The 18,608-nt window shown below is 71.7% G+C and carries 17 protein-coding genes and 1 tRNA gene; 13 read left to right on the forward strand and 5 right to left on the reverse strand.

Features of this window, described 5'->3' with window-relative positions; translation table 11 throughout:
- Positions 1–134 precede the first annotated feature (134 nt).
- Both K933_RS13565 and K933_RS13570 read left to right on the forward strand, forming a co-directional pair.
- Positions 135–917, forward strand: coding sequence for an aspartate dehydrogenase domain-containing protein (locus tag K933_RS13565; RefSeq protein WP_023395315.1), 783 nt, complete (start codon positions 135–137; stop codon positions 915–917).
- 76 nt (positions 918–993) lie between these two features.
- Positions 994–1,743: a hypothetical protein gene (locus K933_RS13570; protein WP_023395316.1), complete on the forward strand. Its 750-nt coding sequence runs from the start codon at positions 994–996 to the stop codon at positions 1,741–1,743.
- Positions 1,744–1,750: 7 nt separating this feature from the next.
- Here K933_RS13570 and K933_RS13575 read toward each other — a convergent pair whose 3' ends face one another.
- On the reverse strand, positions 1,751–2,782 hold the full coding sequence (locus K933_RS13575; RefSeq protein ID WP_023395317.1) for a hypothetical protein: 1,032 nt from the start codon (positions 2,780–2,782) through the stop codon (positions 1,751–1,753).
- A 55-nt stretch (positions 2,783–2,837) separates the two neighbouring features.
- Between K933_RS13575 and K933_RS13580 the strand changes: the two genes are divergently transcribed.
- From K933_RS13580 to K933_RS13590, 3 genes are all read left to right on the forward strand, one after another.
- Entirely contained in the window at positions 2,838–3,626 is a 789-nt protein-coding gene (locus tag K933_RS13580) for a lipoate--protein ligase family protein (protein WP_235063451.1), read from the forward strand.
- Positions 3,627–3,729: 103 nt separating this feature from the next.
- Entirely contained in the window at positions 3,730–5,025 is a 1,296-nt protein-coding gene (locus K933_RS13585; RefSeq protein WP_023395319.1) for a dihydroorotase, read from the forward strand.
- 66 nt (positions 5,026–5,091) lie between these two features.
- Positions 5,092–5,628, forward strand: coding sequence for a DUF7529 family protein (locus K933_RS13590; RefSeq protein ID WP_023395320.1), 537 nt, complete (start codon positions 5,092–5,094; stop codon positions 5,626–5,628).
- Between the two features lie 182 nt (positions 5,629–5,810).
- Here the strand turns inward: K933_RS13590 and K933_RS13595 are convergent, their stop codons facing one another.
- Positions 5,811–6,407 (reverse strand): cysteine hydrolase family protein, encoded by a 597-nt coding sequence (locus K933_RS13595; protein ID WP_023395321.1) that lies wholly within the window; start codon positions 6,405–6,407, stop codon positions 5,811–5,813.
- Between the two features lie 224 nt (positions 6,408–6,631).
- Between K933_RS13595 and K933_RS13600 the strand changes: the two genes are divergently transcribed.
- The 7 genes from K933_RS13600 to K933_RS13630 all read left to right on the forward strand — a co-directional run bounded on the left by K933_RS13600 (position 6,632) and on the right by K933_RS13630 (position 13,563).
- Complete coding sequence (locus K933_RS13600) at positions 6,632–8,302, forward strand: Hvo_1808 family surface protein (RefSeq protein WP_023395322.1); 1,671 nt, start codon at positions 6,632–6,634, stop codon at positions 8,300–8,302.
- Between the two features lie 128 nt (positions 8,303–8,430).
- The gene (locus K933_RS13605) at positions 8,431–9,825 is read left to right on the forward strand and encodes an Hvo_1808 family surface protein (RefSeq protein WP_023395323.1); all 1,395 of its coding nucleotides are present in this window, start codon (positions 8,431–8,433) and stop codon (positions 9,823–9,825) included.
- An 81-nt stretch (positions 9,826–9,906) separates the two neighbouring features.
- Entirely contained in the window at positions 9,907–11,004 is a 1,098-nt protein-coding gene (locus K933_RS13610) for an aminopeptidase (protein ID WP_023395324.1), read from the forward strand.
- A gap of 95 nt (positions 11,005–11,099) precedes the next feature.
- A complete protein-coding gene (locus K933_RS13615; RefSeq protein WP_023395325.1) occupies positions 11,100–12,038 on the forward strand; it encodes a decarboxylating 6-phosphogluconate dehydrogenase in 939 nt (312 codons plus the stop codon).
- Between the two features lie 47 nt (positions 12,039–12,085).
- A complete protein-coding gene (locus K933_RS13620; protein WP_023395326.1) occupies positions 12,086–12,646 on the forward strand; it encodes a hypothetical protein in 561 nt (186 codons plus the stop codon).
- Between the two features lie 90 nt (positions 12,647–12,736).
- Positions 12,737–13,321 (forward strand): 2Fe-2S iron-sulfur cluster-binding protein, encoded by a 585-nt coding sequence (locus tag K933_RS13625; protein ID WP_023395327.1) that lies wholly within the window; start codon positions 12,737–12,739, stop codon positions 13,319–13,321.
- Positions 13,322–13,490: 169 nt separating this feature from the next.
- A tRNA-Arg gene (locus tag K933_RS13630) sits at positions 13,491–13,563 on the forward strand.
- A 250-nt stretch (positions 13,564–13,813) separates the two neighbouring features.
- Here K933_RS13630 and K933_RS18030 read toward each other — a convergent pair.
- From K933_RS18030 to K933_RS13640, 3 genes are all read right to left on the reverse strand, one after another.
- Positions 13,814–14,458, reverse strand: coding sequence for a hypothetical protein (locus K933_RS18030; RefSeq protein WP_152529836.1), 645 nt, complete (start codon positions 14,456–14,458; stop codon positions 13,814–13,816).
- Positions 14,458–14,679, reverse strand: a complete 222-nt coding sequence (locus K933_RS13635; RefSeq protein ID WP_049947878.1) for a hypothetical protein — start codon at positions 14,677–14,679, stop codon at positions 14,458–14,460. Before K933_RS13635 ends, K933_RS18030 begins: the two co-directional genes overlap by 1 nt.
- 95 nt (positions 14,680–14,774) lie before the next feature.
- Positions 14,775–15,629 (reverse strand): NAD-dependent epimerase/dehydratase family protein, encoded by an 855-nt coding sequence (locus K933_RS13640; protein WP_023395328.1) that lies wholly within the window; start codon positions 15,627–15,629, stop codon positions 14,775–14,777.
- Positions 15,630–15,860: 231 nt separating this feature from the next.
- Between K933_RS13640 and K933_RS13645 the strand changes: the two genes are divergently transcribed.
- The gene (locus K933_RS13645; protein WP_023395329.1) at positions 15,861–18,539 is read left to right on the forward strand and encodes a NosD domain-containing protein; all 2,679 of its coding nucleotides are present in this window, start codon (positions 15,861–15,863) and stop codon (positions 18,537–18,539) included.
- Positions 18,540–18,608 lie beyond the last annotated feature (69 nt).

Genomic DNA, 18,608 nt, shown 5'->3' on the forward strand with positions numbered 1-18,608 from the left:
GAGATGGGCGCGGACCGACAAAAGCGGTCCCTGGCCGACGCACGTCCGCCGGCGCACGGTCGCGGGCGGGTACCGACGACGCGCCGGCGGCACGTAGGCGACACGGCTAAGCCGCCCGCCGGAAACCCGTGTGTGTGTCACGGCCGCACACGCTGGGGCTGGTCGGGTACGGGCGGATCAACCGCGCGCTCGCGGCGTACGTCGCGGACGCGCCCGACTTCGAGGTCGAGTACGTCCTCGTGCGGACGCCGACCGGCGACCTCCCGGACGGCGTGGAGACGACGGACCCGGCGGTTCTGACCGACCGCCCGGTCGACCTCGTGGTCGAGGGGGCGACCCCCGCCGCGGTCGGCGAGTTGGGGGAGCGAGCGCTCGAAGCCGCCGACCTGCTGGTGCTGTCGGGGTCGGCGTTCGTCGACCCCGACGTCGAGGCGCGGCTGACCGACGCGGCGGCGGCCAACGGCACCCGGGTGTACCTGCCGCACGCGGCGCTGCTCGGCATCGACGGCCTCTACGACGCCCGCGACGAACTCGACTCGGTGGCCGTCGACGCGACGAAGGCGCCCGACCACCTCGACTGGAGCTACACCGACGGCTCGCCCGACGACGTCGACGGCCGGACCGTCATCTACGAGGGACCGACGCGCGGCCTCTGCGAGCGGTTCCCCCGCAACTTCAACTCCCACGCCGCGGTCGCGCTCGCGTCGCTCGGGCTGGACGACACCCGGTCGAGACTCGTCGCCGACCCCGAGGCTGAGGGGGCGACCCACGTCATCTCCGCGTCGGGCGAGGGGTTCGACCTGGAGATAACCCGCGAGAGCGACATCGAGGGGGTGACCGGCGACTACACGCTCGTGTCGCTGTGGGGGTCGGTCCGGCGCGTGCTCGACAGCGAAGGCGGGATCCGGTTCGTCTGAGCCGGGGGGCGGGGGGCCAGCGCGGGCGAGGCGGGCGGGACCGGGGTTTTACCTCCCCCGTCGGCCCACCCGAGGTGTGTCCCTCCCCGCGCTCCAGTCCGACCCCGCCGTGCCGTTCGGCGCCGCGATGGTCCTCGTCGGCGCCGTCGTCCTCGCCGTCTGCGCCCGGTACGTCTGGCGCGCGAGCGCGGTGGTTCGTGCGAGCGACGCGGACTCGCTCGACGGCGTCGCCGACGGGACGCTCGTCCGCGTCGCGGGCGAGACCCGCCGCGGCGACGCCGACCCGCTCGTCGCGCCGTTCAGCGGCGTCGACTGCGTCGCGCTCCGGTACGCCGTCGAGGAGCGCCGACTCTCGCCCGTCCTGCTCCCGTGGTACGTGACCGTCCACGAGACCGCCGGCGGCGACGGGTTCCGCGTGCGGACGGCGGCCGCGGCCGTCCCCGTCACCGCGCCCGCGGGGTCGGTCGTGCTCGACGAACGGACCGTCGCGACGGTCGGCCCGGACGACGACCCGCCCGAACGGGTCGCCCGGTGCGAACGCGCCGTGACGGCCGTCCCCGCCTCGACCGTCTGGCGCGACCCGCCCCGCCCGCTCGCACCGCTCGCCCGCGCGCTCTCGCTCGGGACGCGCCGGTACACCGAACGCCGGGCGTCGCCGGGCGACGAGGTGACGGTCGTGGGGCGCGCCGACGGGGCGGGCGTCGACCCGGTGGTCGTCTCCGACCGACCGCCCGGGGCGACGCTCTACCGGATGGCGCGGACCTCGCTCGCCGGGGTCGCGGCCGGTCTCGGGGGCGTCCTGCTGGGGGCGTTCCTGCTGGCGTAACGCCGTCTCACGCCAGTCGAACCGGGTCGTCGACCCGCTCGACCGACACCCGGACCTCGTCGCCGACCGCGAACTCCGGGTCGCCCGCCTCCGGGCGCGTGACGAGTTTCGTCCCCCAGTCGCCGCGCGCGGCGAACAGCGACAGCCCCGTGACCCGCTCGCCGTTCGCACACACCGCGACGTCCCCCCACGCCACGTCGCGTCCGTCGGCGGTTCCGACCCGTTCGCCGAGGAGTTCGACGCCGTCGGGCTCCGAACCGGCCGGGCCGTCCCCGCCGGCCGCCTCGCGGTCCGACGCCGCGGGCGGCCCGAACGTCCCGCCGGTGCCGTAGTGGGCGAGGCCGCCGTCGAGCGGGCGGCCGTCGGCCGACGCCAGCGCGGCGTACGCCGGGTCGGCGTCGCTCGCCGCCCCGTCGGGACCCGGCGCGTCGAGCAGGGCGTAGCTGTCGCCCGTCTCCACGACGGTCCCCCGGCCGTCCCACGCGACCGGCCGGACGGGTACGTCGACCGCGAGCGGGAGCGACCCCGACGCGCGGTACGGGTCGAGAGCCGGGTCGCGGAACTCGACGTGGACGTGGTCGTCGACCCACGCGCCGAAGAAGCCCGAACGCACCGTCTCGCCCAGCGGGTCGCCGACGCCGACCCGGTCGCCCGCCGACACCGCGGGGTCGACGTGGAGCACCCGAGCGGTGTACGCGCCCGCGTCGAGCAGGATCAGGTGGTCGTGGTCGACCGCGTACGACCGGTCGGGACACCGCACCGTCCGCGTGTCGAGCACCTCGCCCGCGACCGGCGAGTGGCCCACCCCGTCGGTCGGGTAGAGGTCGACCGCGCGCCCGCGGTCGTGAGCGGGGTACGGCGAGTTGTACAGCGAGAAGCGGGGGAACGGCGCGAGCGCGTCGGCCGGGAGCCCGACCGGGTCGGCGCCGGCCGACGCGTCCCCGACGGTCGCGTCCGCCGCGTCGGACCCCCCGGCACCGGCTCCACGACCGCCGTCCGTGGCGTCGGTCGGCCCGCTCGCGGCCGTCCGGTCGTCCATGCGTCCGGTGGGGGACGGAAGCGCTTAGGCTCCGCGGGTCCGACCCGCGGCCGTGATCCGGGTGTACCGCGGCCGGCGGGCGACCCGCGACGCCGACCTGAAAGCCACGGCCGCGGTGCTCGCGGCGGCCGCGGGGACGGGCGTCCCGGCGCTGCGCGTCTGGGCGCCGGGCAGACAACTCGCGTTCGGTCGGCGGGACGCGACCGAACCCGGCTACGAGCGCGCGAAGCGGGCGGCGCGCGAGCGGGGGTTCCCGCCGGTCGAGCGCTCGGTCGGCGGGCGCGCGGTGGCGTACGCCGGAACGACGCTGGCGTTCGCGCACGCGGTCCCGCTCGCCGACCCGCGGTCGGGGCTGGACGACCGTTACACGGCGGCGGTCGACACGCTCGTCGACGCGCTCGCGGGCGTCGGCGCCGACGTGGCCGCGGGCGAGCCGCCCGACTCGTTCTGTCCGGGCGCCCACTCGGTCCGTGCGGTCGGCGGCGGGAAGGTCGCGGGCGTCGCCCAGCGGGTGCGGCGAGGGGCGGCGCTGGTCGCGGGCTGCGTCGTCGTCGCCGAGCGGGCGGCGCTCCGGGACGTGCTGGTGCCGGTGTACGGCGCGCTCGGCGTCCCGCTCGACCCCGACTCCGTGGACTCGGTCGCGGACGCCGGCGGCCCCCGGAAGCCGGAGCGGGTCCGCGACGCTATCGAACGCGCGTTCGTCGCCGGGCGGACGGTCGAGCGGGCGGACGTACGCGAGGTTCCGCTCGACGCGAGCGAGGGGTCGGCGGCTGGTGTCGACGGCGACAGCGGTGCCGGCGGCGACAGCAGCGACGGCGGCGACGAGACGGCGTCCGACGGGTGAGGTGGCGCCCGGCGGGACCACGCGGGCGACACCGGCGGCTGCGTACGGCCGCCGCGACCCGCGACACTTACGGCCCGTCGCGGCGAGCGGCGGGTAGAGACAGATGCTCTTTCGAGACGCCACGCTCGCGGACGGGCGGGTCCGGGACGTCCGGGTCGACGGCGGGGAGATAGCCGCCGTCGAGTCGGGGCTCGACCCGAACGGCGACGAACGGGTCGTCGACGTCGGGGGACACCACCTCCTCCCGGGCGCCGTCGACGCGCACGTCCACTTCCGGGTGCCCGGCTACCCCCACAAGGAGGACTGGACCACCGGTTCGCGGTCGGCCGCCGCGGGCGGCGTGACCACGGTGGTCGACCAGCCGAACACCGACCCGCCGACGGTGACCGGCGCGGCGTTCGACGACAAGGCCGGTCTGGCCGCCGACTCGCTGGTCGACTACGGTATCAACGGCGGCGTCACGCCCGAGTGGGACCCCGACTCGCTGTTCGACCGGCCGCTGTTCGCGCTCGGTGAGGTGTTCCTCGCCGACTCGACCGGCGAGATGGGTATCGAGGCGGACCTGTTCGCCGACGCCGTCGAACGCGCGGGCGCCGAGGGCGTCACGGTGACCGTCCACGCCGAGGACGCCGACCTGTTCGACCAGTCCGCGCGCGACGGCGACGACGCCGACGCGTGGAGCGCCTACCGCACCCCCGAGGCGGAGGCGGCGGCGGTGGAACACGCGCTCGACGTCAGTTCGGACGCGGCCGCGGACGTCCACATCGCCCACACCTCGACGCCCGAGGGAGTCGACGCGGCGAGCGCGGGCGGCGCCACCTGCGAGGTGACGCCGCACCACCTGCTGCTCTCGCGGGACGACCTGAGCGAACTCGGAACGCTCGGCCGGATGAACCCGCCGTTGCGCGACGAAGCGCGCCGGGAGGCGCTGTTCGACCGGGTCGCCGACGGCACCGTCGACATCGTCGCCACCGACCACGCGCCCCACACGCGCGCCGAGAAGGACGCCGACGTCTGGAGCGCGCCGTCGGGCGTCCCCGGCGTGGAGACGATGCTGCCGCTGCTGTTGAACGAGGCGCGCGAGGGCCGTCTCGGGGTCGAGCGGGTGCGCGACCTGACCGCCGCGACCCCCGCCGACGTGTTCGACCTGCCGCGGAAGGGCCGGGTCGAGACGGGCCGGGACGCCGACCTGGTGCTCGTGGACCTCGACGATCCCCGGCCGATACGCGGTTCCGACCTCCACTCCAACTGCGGGTGGACGCCGTTCGAGGGGCGCGACGGCGTGTTCCCGTCGCTGACGCTGGTCCGCGGGCGCGTCGCCTACGACGGCCGCGGCGACGACGAGGCGTTCGGCGACCCGGTCGGCGAGAACGTCCGGTCGGCGCCCGGCGGTCGGTAGTCGGACGGTCCGTCCCCGCGGCGCCGGGGACGACGGCTTTTCCTCCGCGGCGACGCGACGACGCGTATGGCCGGCAGTCACCCGCTCGTTGGCGTCGAGGAGTTCTGGGAGGAGGTCACGGACGAGACGGAGGCGACGGCGGCGGAGTACCGCGACGCCGGCTGGGAGGTGGTGACGCTCCACCCGGGCGACGTGACCGCGCTCCCGACGGCGTCGGCCGACGCGGAGTCCGACCGGGTCGGTCTCGACGTGCTCGTCCCGAACGACGAGTTCGACGCGGTAGAGGACCTCGTCGCGGACGCGACGTTCGACGGGTACGACGCCTACCGCGCGGAGGAGGCGGACGTGGTGTTCCTCGTCGTCGCGATGACGGCCGCCGAGGCGGGAGCGGCGGTCGTCTTCCCGCTGTACTACGCCCGCTCGGAGGCGCGGACGATGCTCCGGCGGGCGGCCGAGGCGGGCGAGATGCGGACGTACGTCCGGCCGCTCGACGACGACCGGCGGGTGGTGTTCACCCACCGCGACCCGGAGAACCTCCTCCCCGAGGGGTTCGACGCCGAGTCGGGGGGCGACTCCGAGTCGAGGGCCGACTCCGAGGAGTGAGCGGGGGCCGGTCGGTCCGCGGTTCTCGGGGGCTGACACGGCGACGCCGTCGATCCGTCCGCCTCGAAACGCGGTTCCACGCGGGGCGCGGGCGTCGCACTACGGCGGCGCGCCCCGCGGCGGGAGTCAGCGCACGCGGTCGGTGGTCGCCCCCTCCCGTTTGAACCCTCGGCCGTCCCGCGCTACTCGAACCGAACCTCGTCGAGCGTCGTCGTCTCGCCAAACAGCCAGTCGGCGTGGTCGACCGCGTACGCCCGGTGGTCCGCCTCGATGTAGCCGAGGGCGTCCGCGACCACCACGGGTCGGTAGTCGCGGAGACCCGCGGAGCCGGCGGTGTGGAGGACGCAGACGTTGGCGAGCGTGCCGCAGATCAGGAGGTCGTCGACCCCGTGGCTGTCGAGCCAGCCGTCGAGGTCGGTGCGGTAGAAGGCGTCGTACGTGTGTTTCTCGACGACGTGGGCCGCGTCGTCGGTCGGGAGGTCGTCGACGAGGTCCGCCTCCCACGTACCTTCCACGACGTGTTCCCCCCACCGCTCGAACTCGTCGTAGTAGTGGGTGTCGTCGAACTGCCCGGGCGGGTGGACGTCGCGGGTGTATATCACGGGGGTGCCGGCGTCGTGCGCCCGGCCGACGAGCGCGGCGACCGGGTCGATAGCGGCTTCGCTCGCGGGCGCGTGGAGGCTCCCGTCGGGGTGACAGAACCCGTTCTGCATGTCGACGACGACGACGGCGGTGCGGTCGGGGTCGAACGCCGCGGGGGGCGACGCTGCGTCGGACATACGCGGGCGTACGTCGGCCGCTCCCGTAAACGTCCGTGCGTCCGGCATGGTGAGTGCGGGCGGGCGGTCCGCGACGACGCTCCCCGGTCGACGGCCTTGGGGTCGTCGTCCGACGCACGCGACGACGCTGCGGTCGGCGTACCACCATCGCACGCCCGTCGGACAAGGTACTTACACCCCCGGTGCCATTCGCGGATATGCGACGCTCGGCCCCGTCCCGTTCGGTGGTACGTGCCCTCTCGTTCGTCGTCGTCGTCTCGCTGGTTCTCTCGGCGACGTTCCCCGCGGCGCTCGCGGCGTCGGTGTCCGCGAACGGGTCCGCCGCGGTCGCGACGGCGTCGGCGGGTGAGGCGCCACAGGTAAACGCGCCGGACGACCCCGAGGAGGACGTGATCGGCTGGGAGAACGGCTACTGGTACAACGAGAGCATCGATGTCGACCAGTCGGACGGTCTCTCGGAGGCGGAGACCGAGGCGTTCGTCGCGCGGTCGATGGCGCGCGTCGAGTACCTCCGCGAGGCGGAGTTCAACCAGACCGTCCCGGTCGAGGTCATCTCCCGCGACGAGTACCGGAATAGCTCCGGGTCGGAGTCGACGAACACGACCGAGTTCGACCACTGGAACGACCAGGTGTGGGAGGCGCTGTTCATCGTCGGCGAGTCGACCGGGTCGTCGTCCGCGCTCGGCGAGACCACCGGGTCGTCGGTCGCGGGCTACTACTCGCCGGTCGACGACGAGATCAAGGTGATCACGGACGACCCCGACACGCCGACGGTCAACAACGCCACGCTGGTCCACGAACTCGTCCACGCGCTCCAAGACCAGCGGTACGACCTGACCGACGCCGCCTACCGCGCCGACACCCAGGACGGCGAACTCGCGGTCGACGGGGTCGTCGAGGGCGAGGCCAACTACATCGAGGCGCGCTACTCCCAGCGCTGTGGCGACGAGTGGTCGTGCGTCAAACCGGCCGAGTCGGGCGGGAGCGGGAGCGGCGCCGACTTCAACCTCGGCGTCTACCTCACCATCTTCAACCCCTACTCCGACGGGCCGGTGTACGTCGCCGACGTCGTCGAGGAGAGGGGGTGGGACGGGTTCGAACGGCGGTTCCGCAACCCCCCGAACTCGACCGAGCAGGTCATCCACGTGACCGACGAGGAGCCGGTTCCCATCGCGTTCAACAGCACGGCGCGCGACGGCTGGCAGACCTACTCGAGCCTCGGCGAGAACGGCTCCGACACGGCGGGTGAGGCGTCGATCTACGCGATGTTCTGGTACCAGGCGCGCGAGTACGGCGCGGACACGGTGAACCCGTCGGGGCTGTTCGAGACCACCTCCGAGTACGACGCGTACAACTACGACGCCGCGCCCTCGGCGGGGTGGGGGAACGACCGGGTGTTCCCGTACCACAACGGGACGGGCGAGGACGCGGGGCACGGCTACGTCTGGGTGACCGAGTGGGACACCGAGTCGGACGCGACCGAGTTCCGGGAGACGTACGTGCGGATACTCGACGCTCACGACGTCGAGGAGACCGAAGAGGGGTACTACGAGATACCCGACGGCTCGTTCGCCGACACGTTCGCCATCGAGCAGAACGGCACCCGCGTCACGGTCGTCAACGGCCCCGACGCCGCGGCGGTGAGCGACATCCGGCCGTCGCTCTCGCCGACGAACGCGACGACGACCACCCGAGAGCCGACGGAGACGGAGACGACCGCGGCGGACGACACGGCGACCCGGGAGCCGACGGAGACGGAGCCGACCACGACCGCCGACCCGACGACCAGCGAGACGCCGACCGGAGCCGAGACGACCACGACCGGCGCCGGGTTCGGGTTCGCCGTCGCGGCGCTTGCGGTCGCGCTCGCGGGCCTGCTCGCGCGCTTCCGCTGAGCGTCGGACCGACACGAGACCGACCTCCCGCACGGACGCCGCCGGAACGCGGACGCCGCGGACGCGCCGCCCCGCGGCCCCGACGATACGCCGACAACGCTTTTCCGTCCGCTCCCGTCGAGTCGTCCGTGCGACACGCAGCCGCAGCCGTCGCGGCGGCGCTCCTGTTCGTCCTCGCGGGCTGTGCCGCCCCCGCGGCCCAGCCGTCGCTCCGCGACGGGTGGCAGTGGCCCGAGGACCCGGCGACCGACCGGATCGGTTTCGAGGACGGCGTCTGGTACAACGAGAGCATCGACGTCGACCAGTCGGACGGGCTGACCGCGCGCGAGCGTCGGCTGTTCGTCGCGCGGACGATGGCGCGCGTCGAGCGGATACGCGGCCTGGAGTTCGACCGGCGGGTGCCCGTGGAGGTGATCGGCCGCGAGGAGTACCGCACCCGTTCGGTGTTCACCGGCGGGCGGTCGGGCGCGTACCACGCCTGGCACAACCAGGTGTGGGAGGCCGCCCTCGTGGTCGGCGAGGGGGAGAACGTGAGCGGCGCGTTCGACGCGCTCTACGGCGGGTCGGTCGCGGGCTACTACACGCCCGCGAACGACCGGATCGTGGTGGTCTCCGATTCGGCGCGGCCGTCGATGGACCGCGGGACGCTCGCGCACGAACTCGTCCACGCGCTTCAAGACCAGCGGTTCGGGATCGCCGGCGCGGGGTCGCGCGACGCCGCCCTCGCACACGACGGGCTGACCGAGGGCGACGCGCGCTACGTCGAGACGCTGTACGAACAGCGCTGTGAGGCGAACTGGTCGTGTATCGCGACGCCCGCGTCGGCCGATGCGGACAACTCGAACGGCTCCGACGGCTCGACCGCTTCGGTCGACCGGGGGCTGTTCACGTACATCTACCAGCCGTACGCCGACGGGCCGGGGTTCGTCCACCGTCTGCGCGAGCGCGGCGGGTGGGCAGCGGTGAACGAGGCGTACGCCGACCCCCCCGCGAGCACCGAACAGACGATCCACCCCGAGCGCTACCCGGAGGAGGGGGTGGCGGCGGTGTCGGTCGCCGACCGCTCGGCCGCGGGCTGGTCGCGGTTCGACCTGCCGCGGACCACCGAGCGGCTGGGCGAGACCGGCGTGTACGCCATGTTCCGGGCGCAGGCGACGATAAACCGGTCGCACCTCCGGACTGACGACGTCGCCTACTCGCCGTACAACTACTCCCACCCGCTGTCGACCGGGTGGGCGGGCGACCGACTCGTCCCCTACCGCAGCGGGACGGGCGAGTCGGCCGAGTACGGCTACGTCTGGGCGCTCCGGTGGGACACCGCGGCCGACGCGACCGAGTTCGCCGACGGCTACCGCGCGACGCTCCGGTCGCTCGGCGCCGAGCGGGTGCGCGCGGGCGTGTTCGAGGTGCCCGACGGGCCGTTCGCCGACGCGTTCCGAGTGGAGCGGCGCGGGCGGACCGTGGTGATCACGAACGCGCCGACAGCGGGCCAACTCGACGCGGTCCACGCGCCGGCGTCGTAGCGGACGCGGGGACGCCCGACGGAACCGACCGACGACCGCCGCGACCGGCGGGTTTACCGGCCGGCACGCCGACCCGCGGGTATGGACGAGCGCGTACGGGAGCACGCGGCGGTGCTCGTGGGGTGGAGCGCACGGGTCGAGGCGGGCGACGACGTGGTCGTGAGCGTCGGCGAGGGCGCACACGACCTCGGGGTGGCGGTCGCGGCCGAACTCGGCGCGGTCGGCGCGAACGTCGTCACGACGTACGACTCCGCGGAGATGGACCGGGCGTACCTCCGCGCGCACGACGGCGAGTTCGCGACGCCGGAGCACGAACTCGCGCTGTACGAGACCGCCGACGCGGTGTTGCGCCTCGGGGGGTCGCGCAACACGGCCGCCACCGCGGACGTACCCGACGGGACCCGGCGGGCGGCGCGGCGTGTGGGCGAGGCGGTCCGCGAGGCGCGGATGGACACCGACTGGGTGAGCACGGTCCACCCGACGCGGGCGGCCGCCCAACGGGCGGGGATGTCCTACGAGGCGTACCGCGAGTTCGTCTACGACGCCGTCCTCCGCGACTGGGAGTCGCTGGCCGACGAGATGGCGCGGGTGAAGGAGGCGTTCGACGGGGGGAGCGAGGTCCGGATCGAGACGGAGCGCACCGACCTGACGATGTCCATCGAGGGGCGCACCGCGGTCAACTCCGCGGCGTCGGTCGCGTACGACTCGCACAACCTGCCGTCGGGCGAGGTGTTCACCGCGCCCGCCGACCCCGAGGGCGAGGTGTACTTCGACGTGCCGATGACCATCGACGCCCGGCGCGTCGAGGGCGTCAGCCTCACCTTCGAGGGCGGCGAGGTGGTCGACTTCGCGGCCGACCGGGGCGAGGAGGCCGTCGCGTCGGTGCTCGACACCGACGCGGGTGCGCGCCGACTCGGCGAACTCGGGGTCGGGATGAACCGCGGCATCGACCGATTCACCGACTCGGTCCTGTTCGACGAGAAGATGGGCGGGACGGTCCACCTCGCGCTCGGCCGGGCGTACGACGCCTGCCTGCCCGACGGCGAGGCGGGCAACGACTCGGCGGTCCACGTCGACATGATCGCCGACGTGTCGGACGGCGGTCGACTGCTCGTCGACGGCGAGACCCTCCAACGGGACGGCGTCTTCCGGTGGGAGGACGAGTTCGAGGGGGCGTGACGGCGCGACTCGCGACTCACACGCTCCCGTCGGGGCCGGCGAGCGCCCGAACCGCAACGGCTACGGGCCGCCTCACCGACCCGGCGGGTATGAGCATGCAACTCGGCGTGGTCGGTCTCGGCCGGATGGGGCGGATCGTGGTCGACCGGGTGCTGGCGGCGGGTCACGACGTGGTGGCGTACGACCTCGACCCCGAGGCGACCGCCGCGGCCGTCGAGAGCGGCGCGATGGCCGCCGACTCCATCGGCGACGTCTGCGACCGCCTCGACGACGAGGTCGGCGAATCCGCCGACGGCGACGACGCCGCCGACGCCGAGGGCAAGCGGATCTGGATGATGGTGCCCGCGGGCGACGCGGTGGACACGACGCTGTCGAGGCTCGAACCCCACCTCACCGACCGGGACGTGGTGGTCGACGGCGGCAACTCCCACTTCTCCGACTCGGTCCGGCGCGCGGAGTCGTGCCCGGCGGCGTACCTCGACTGCGGCACCTCGGGCGGCCCCGCGGGCGCGGACCTCGGCTTCTCGCTGATGGTGGGCGGCCCCGAGTGGGCGTACGAGGCGATGACGCCCGTCTTCGACGCGGTGGCGACCGGACCCGAGGGTCACGACCGGATGGGACCGGCGGGGTCGGGTCACTACGTGAAGATGGTCCACAACGGCGTGGAGTACGCGCTGATGCAGGCGTACGGGGAGGGGTTCGAACTCCTCCACCGCGGCGAGTACGACCTCGACCTGGAGTCGGTCGCGCGGACGTGGAACAACGGCGCCGTCATCCGGTCGTGGCTGCTCGAACTCTGTGAGGAGGCGTTCCGCGAGGAGGGTACCGACCTCGGCGACGTGGCCGACCGGGTCGAGGGCGGGTCGACCGGGACGTGGACGGTACAGGAGGCGCTCGAACAGGAGGTGCCGATGCCGCTGGTGTACCAGGCGCTCGCCGAGCGGTTCGGCTCGCGCGACGACCGGTTCGCCCGGCGGCTGGCGAACCGCCTGCGCTACGGGTTCGGCCGCCACGAGGTTCAGCGGACGGAGTAGCCGCCGCGGGACGACAGTGCTTTCGGGACGGTGAGCCACACCCCGGTGTGGCTTCCAGTTCGATACCGCGGCTCCTCGGCGTCGCCTGCTGTTGTCTGATCGTCGGCGTCGCGGCGGGTCCGGTCGTCGCGCCCGCCGCGACCGCTCTCCCGGGCGTCACCGACCGGACCGGCGCTACCGACCTCCGGGTCGTCGAGTTCGAGGTGTTGGCCGCCGGCTGTGCCTCGAACCTCGACACCGGCGGGGTCGGCGGAATGTACGAAACCGAGGGGTTCGTTCCGACGCGAACCGCGAACGCGACCCTCTCGGCGTGGGTCGAGCGGACGTCCCCGGAGGGGGCTGACCTCAGCACCTTCCGCGTCCACGTCGACGTCGAGAGCGACGGCCCGACGAACGGGACGTGTCGAACCGGCGTCCGCTACCGACTCGCGGTCGAACCGAGCGGCGGGGCCAGGGGTGGTCTCGGTCTCGACGCGTACGGAACGCGCGTCGTCTGGGTCGTCGACGGCGACCAGTGGCACTGTTCGTCGAGTTACACCGGCCGTATCGACGGCGACTGTTCGTCGCTCGGAGCCCCGCAGGATCCCGCGGCCGCTTCGACGGCGTGACCGCCATCCGGTCCCCCGGTCGGCGGTCGCCCGCCCTCGGTCGCCGGGGGAATCACAACCCTTGTTATCCCCCACTTCGTAGCCGGCTTCATGGTAGACCCGGTGGCAGTCGTGTTCGGGGCCGGCCTCGCGCTGGGGTTCGCCGCCCTGCACTTCGCCCGCGGGACCGGCTGGGAGCCGACCGCGGACGTCTCGAACGAGGTGCTCGAGCGGCGGGCCTCGACGGTGCCCGAGACGGACTTCCCCGAACCCGGTAACCGCGCGATCGGCGGCGGCGCCGCCGCGGGCGCGGTCCCGAGCGGCGAGGAGGGCGAACTCGAAGAGGGCGAGGAGGGCGGCGACGGCGGGTCGTCGAGTCCCGCGGACATCCCCGAAGACGAGGTGGAGTACTTCGAGGTGGAGTTCGCCAAACAGGGCGAGACGGTCGAACTCGCCAACAACGAGCCGATCCTCGACCAGGGCGAAGACGAGGGCTGGGACCTCCCGTACGCCTGCCGGCAGGGCCAGTGCGTCTCGTGTGCCGGTCAGATCACCTCCGGCGGCAACGCCGAGGACTACGTCGTCCACGACAACCAGCAGATGCTCGACGAGACCGAACTCGACGACGGCTACACGCTGACCTGCGTCGCGTACCCGAAGGCCGACTTCTCGATCGAGACCGGCGAGGCGCCCTGACGCGGTTCGCTTCGCTCCCGCTCCCCCGGTTCCTTCTCGACCATTCGTCGCCGCTCGATGTGACCTCCGAGCCGCCGGACTGTCGCTCCCCGCTCCCGTAGCGGTCGGTCGCGAGGGGCAGGTGAGTTTTCCGAAGGCTTAACCCGGGAGGTGTGATACGTGGACGTGAGGGCGGCTAGTTCAGCGGACAGAACGTTTGGTTCCGGACCAAAAGGTCGGGGGTTCAAATCCCTCGCCGCCCGTGTTCCGTGTCGCGAACGGAGTGAGCGACCGAAGCCGTTCTGCAAGAGGGATTTGAGGTAGGGAGTGGAGCGAGCGCCAGCGAGCGGAACGACCGTGGTTCAAATCCCTCGCCGCCCGGTTTTCGCGAACTCTCGCGCGACAAGCGGAGCGACGAGCGCCGCGAGCAAGCAGACTCGCGCGGGCGTTGAACGACGGAACGAGCGAGCGCCGGCGGGCGACGTTCGGGTCGTTCGAATCCCTCGCTGGCCGTTACCTCTTGTTTCGATGCGGTGGAAGTAGACCGTCATCGGTGAGAAGTCGTCGAACTGTGTCGCCATCAAATATCAGTACCCCGTAGTTGGCCAGACACTCAACCCGGTCGAGTTCGTCCACCGAAGACGTAGTGAATAGTATCGTAAATGTTGGATCTATCTCAAACGCCTGTAATGAGGTAGCAATATCTGTCTGAAGGTTGGACCACTTCAGTTGGGCCACGGAGCTATTTCGTTTCTGTATCCTTACATACGCAGTGAATTCATCCGATTTGATCTGATACTCATTCGGAGGAATCATATTATGAAGAGGTGTTATATCGTCGAGGTCATCATCTGCATAAATGGACTTAGATAGGTACTCTGCGAATAAATCCTCAGAAAGACTATTCAACTCCTTTTCGGACCACTCCGTCTCCGAGAGTGGGGGGAGTGATTCAGCCTGCGCTCGGACGGTCGCTACTGCCTGGTCAACCGAAACATTCGGCTCTTCCTCCTTTCCAGATAGTTGTTCCTTGTTGCTGGCTGTCTCCGATGCATCAAAGACGCTGGCACGAACAGAGGTCAGCGTGGTTATCGCGAGCTGTCTCACCGCTTCCTTTGCGAGAAATTTGCCGCCAGCCACCACAACTCCGCTCAGCACTACTCTTCCTCCTTCCCGATCCGGGTGTTGATGAACTCTTTTACCCCCTCTTCAATGCGCGGCTGAACTACTTTGATTGTCTCTCTGACTACTTCGCGCCCGGCCTCCTTCCCGGCTTTCTTCGCTTCGTCCTTCACTTCGCTTCCTATATCCTTCCCCACCTCAACAGCGATCCCCGAGACTTGTTCGCCGATCTCTTGGGCGATTTCTCGCTTGGCCATATGAGCGTAGATAGATATTAGATGGTAAATAATACCACTCTCCCCGATATCACATATGGTAGCTTAAGAGTTTGAGGGCCGACGAGCGAGGTTCTTCACTCCGGCGGCCCGTCCCACTCCTCGCCGTCGTCTTCGGGTTCGTAGCCGATGGTCTCGCGGGCGTGGTCGGCGTCGTCGAGCCACCGTCGGCTGTTACCGCTCAGCCCGTAGAAGTGGTCCCACTCGACCGACTCGTCGCGGAGACAGCGGTCGACCAGATGCGCGAGGTCGCGCCGGGACTGCCAGAGCGCCTTCATCCGCGCGACCTGCTCGTCGTACTCGTCGCTCCCCCGTTCCCAGTCGCCCCGATCGACGCCGCGTTCGGCGTCGCCGTACGGGTGGTCGTACTCGGGGTCGCGGACCGCGCCGATCCGGAGCCCGTAAAAGCACACGCCGTGCGCCTCCGCCGCGAGGCGGCCGAGGTCCTCGCCGTACGCCTTCGTCACGCCGTACAGCGAGTCGGGGCGGTGGGGTTCGTCGTGGCCCGCGAGCACCTCGCCGTCGTGATAGCAGTCGGGTTCGTTCCGCACCTCGACCATGCCGACCGCGTGGTTCGAGGAGGCCCAGAGGACGCTGTCGAGTCCGGCGTCGACCGCCGCCTCGTAGACGTTGGAGATCCCTTCGAGGTTGTCGGCGAACGGTTCCGACCAGCCGACGTCGCGCGCCCCCGACCCGCCCATCCCGGGCACCCGCGCGAGGTGGACCACGGCGTCCTGTCCCTCGAAGTGGGGTCGGATCTCGTCGTACTCGCGGACGTCCGCGACGACCGTCTCGGCTCCGGCCGGCGGGTCGTCGAGTTCCTCCACGTCGAGCAGCGTGAACTCGTACGGCGAGTCGTCGCCCGCGAGGTGGTCGGTGACGGCGGTGCCGACGGGACCCGCCGGGCCGGTGACGAGCACGTTGGTGTCCATACTCCCTCGGGGACGTTCGACACCGTAGTTCTGGTGCCCGTTCGGACCGCCGTGGAAGTGACGCCGTCCGTCGTCCCCGTCGCCGACCGCGTCCGGCGGACGCATCCGAACGGTAGGACTCATCTAGTTGGTACGTTAACGATGCACAGGTAAGCGTCGACCCGGCCGACTGCCCGCGGTGCGGAGGAACAGTCTAGCTAGTTAATACGACGAGTTCCCGTCGACTACGACATGGTGACACACGACACGAGCCGGGCGCGCGGCGCGCTCGCACTCGCGGCGTCGGTCGTCCTCGTCGTCTCGGCGGCCGCTGCGGGCGTGAGCCTGACCGCGGTCGGGACCGCGAGCGCGGCGCCGACGGGGGTCACCGCGTGTACGACCATCGTCGAACCGGGCGCGTACGAGTTGCGCGCGAACCTCAGCGTCTTGGGTTCCACGTGTCTCACCGTCGAAGCGAGCGACGTGACCCTCGACGGGAACGGGTACGCGGTCGAGCGGACGTCCCCCGACGACTCCTCGTCGCTGCCGCCCGGGTACCGCGAGTCGGCGGCGGTGCTGGTCGGCGGGACCGAGTCTCTGACGAACGTCACGGTGACGAACGTCACGGTCCGCGTCGAGAGTCTGGGGTCGGGCGAGGTCACCACGCGCGGAGTCGCGTTCCGGAACGTCTCGCGGAGCACGCTCGCGGACGTCCACCTCACCTCGCGGGTCTGGCCGACCGTCGAGGTGGTCGGCTCGAACAACACCGTCCGGAACGTCACCCGCGTGAGGGGGGTGTTCGAGGTCGTCGGCGACGACAACTTGCTCGTCGACAGCGTCGCGGGAACCGGCGACGATATCCGGTACGCTACGTCTATCACCGGCGACCGGAACCGGGTCGAGAACCTCACCAGCCTCGGCGATCCCGGTCTCCGGGTCTCCGGGCGCGCGACGGTCGTCCACAACAGCACGTTCGGCGGCATCTACAGCCCTCCGGCGAACTTCACGGACGCGCCCGAGACCCGGTTCGTGAACAACACGGTCCGCTCCCGCGGTTCCGTCCGGTTCGCCAACAGCAGTTCCGTGGTGGTCCGAGCGAACACGGGCGGCGTCGTCCTGGTCGACAGCGACGACAGTGAGGTGGTCGACAACGACCCCGCGTACCGACTCGCCCTCTTCGACACCGACGGCGCCGTCGTCCGCGGGAACCGCGTCGGGTCCGAGGGGATCGGTCTCTACGGGTCGGCGTCGAACCTGATCTACGACAACCTGGTCCGCGCGGACGACCCGGTCACCGTCGAGGCGCGCCCGAACGAGTCGGTCGGGGCGAACCGGTGGAACGTCACGCCACGGCCGGGCGAGAACGTCGTCGGCGGCGACACCGTCGCGGGCAACTTCTACGGAGACGACGACGGGTTCAGCCGGACCTGCGAGGACGCGGACGGCGACGGACTCTGCGACTCCCCGTACGAACTGGCCGAGAACAACACCGACTCCCACCCGTTGGTCGACCCGATCCGCGACGTCCCGTCGCCGCCCCTCTTCGACATCGTGAGGCTGGACGTCCCCCGGCGAGTGGCGCCCGGCGAGACCGCGAGGGTGCGGATGAACGTCACGAACACCGGCGAGACCGCGGGCACCCAGACCGTCGGGTTCCGGGTCGACGTCGACGCCGACGGGACGCCCGACCCCGTGGGGCTGAACGAGACGATGACGCTCGCGCCCGGCGAGCGGCGGAACCTCACCTTCGCGTTCCCCACCGCCGGCGTCGAGCGGGGGGAGTACCGGTACGCGGCGTTCACCGACGACGAGCGCGTAGGGGGGCGACTCTCGGTCGAAGACCCGCCCGAGACGAACTTCACGGTCACCACCGCCGGCACGTCCGCGACCGTCGTGCGCGGCGACACGCTGACGACGACGGCGACGATATGGAACGAAGGCGAGGCCACGGGAACACAGACCGTCGAGTACCGGTTCGACGTCGACCGGGACGGAACCCCCGAGTCGGTCGGGCTGAACCGGACCGTGACGCTCGCTCGCGGTGAACACCGGCGGGTCGCGTTCGACTACCCGACCGCCGACCTCGACCCCGGGACGTACGTCCACGGCGTGTTCACCCGGAACAGCAGTCTGACGTTCGAACTCGACGTGAGAGAGCCCGACCCGCCCGCGACCGACCTGTCGGTGTTCGCGCTCGACTCGCCGTCGGTCGTCGTGCGCGGGGAGACGGTCACGGCGGAGGCGAACGTCTCGAACTGGGGCGACTTGACGGGGACGTGGACCGTCGAGTACCGGATCGACGCCGACGGCGACGGAACCCCCGAACCGGTCGGGGTGAACGAGACGGTGACGCTCGGACCCGGCGAGAGCAGACAGGTCGCCTTCGAGTTCCCCACCGACGGGCTCGACCCGGGGACGTACACGCACGGCGTCTTCGCCGCCGACGAGCGCGTGACGGCTGACCTCGTCGTCGCGGGTGCCGAGGCGACCCGCTACCAAGTCGACTTCGTCGCCGGCCACCCCATCGAGAACCTCTCGGCCGACCGCCTGTACGCGAAACAGGACCGCCTGCTCCGGTTCGCGTTCGGCGTCGCCGGCGCGGGCGTCACCGACCGCGGCTCCGCGTGGCCGAGCGCGGAGGTCCGCGAGTGCGTCGACTACGGGCACGTCGTCGAGGAGAACGGCACCGCGTCGGTGTCGTTCGCGGTCGCCGACGGCTGTTCGAACGTGACGCTGTCGCTCGCGGTCCACTCGATGCCCGGCGCGACGTTCTCGGTGGACACCGTCGACCAGCAGGAACTCCTCGACGCGACGACCGGGACGTACGGGCCGGGCGAGCACACCATCGCGGTCGGCCTGCCCGACGCGGACGACGACTCGACCGTGCCCGCCGCGCGACGGGTCGCGCCGCATACGTCGGTGACCCCGTAGCCGTCCGCGGGCGTTTCCGGCCGCGAGCGACGCCGACCCGCTCTCGACCGCGGGCCTGCGTCGTCAGCC

Origin of the sequence: Candidatus Halobonum tyrrellensis G22 (assembly GCF_000495475.1) — an archaeon.
GTDB classification, from domain to species: Archaea; Halobacteriota; Halobacteria; order Halobacteriales; family Haloferacaceae; genus Halobonum; species Halobonum tyrrellense.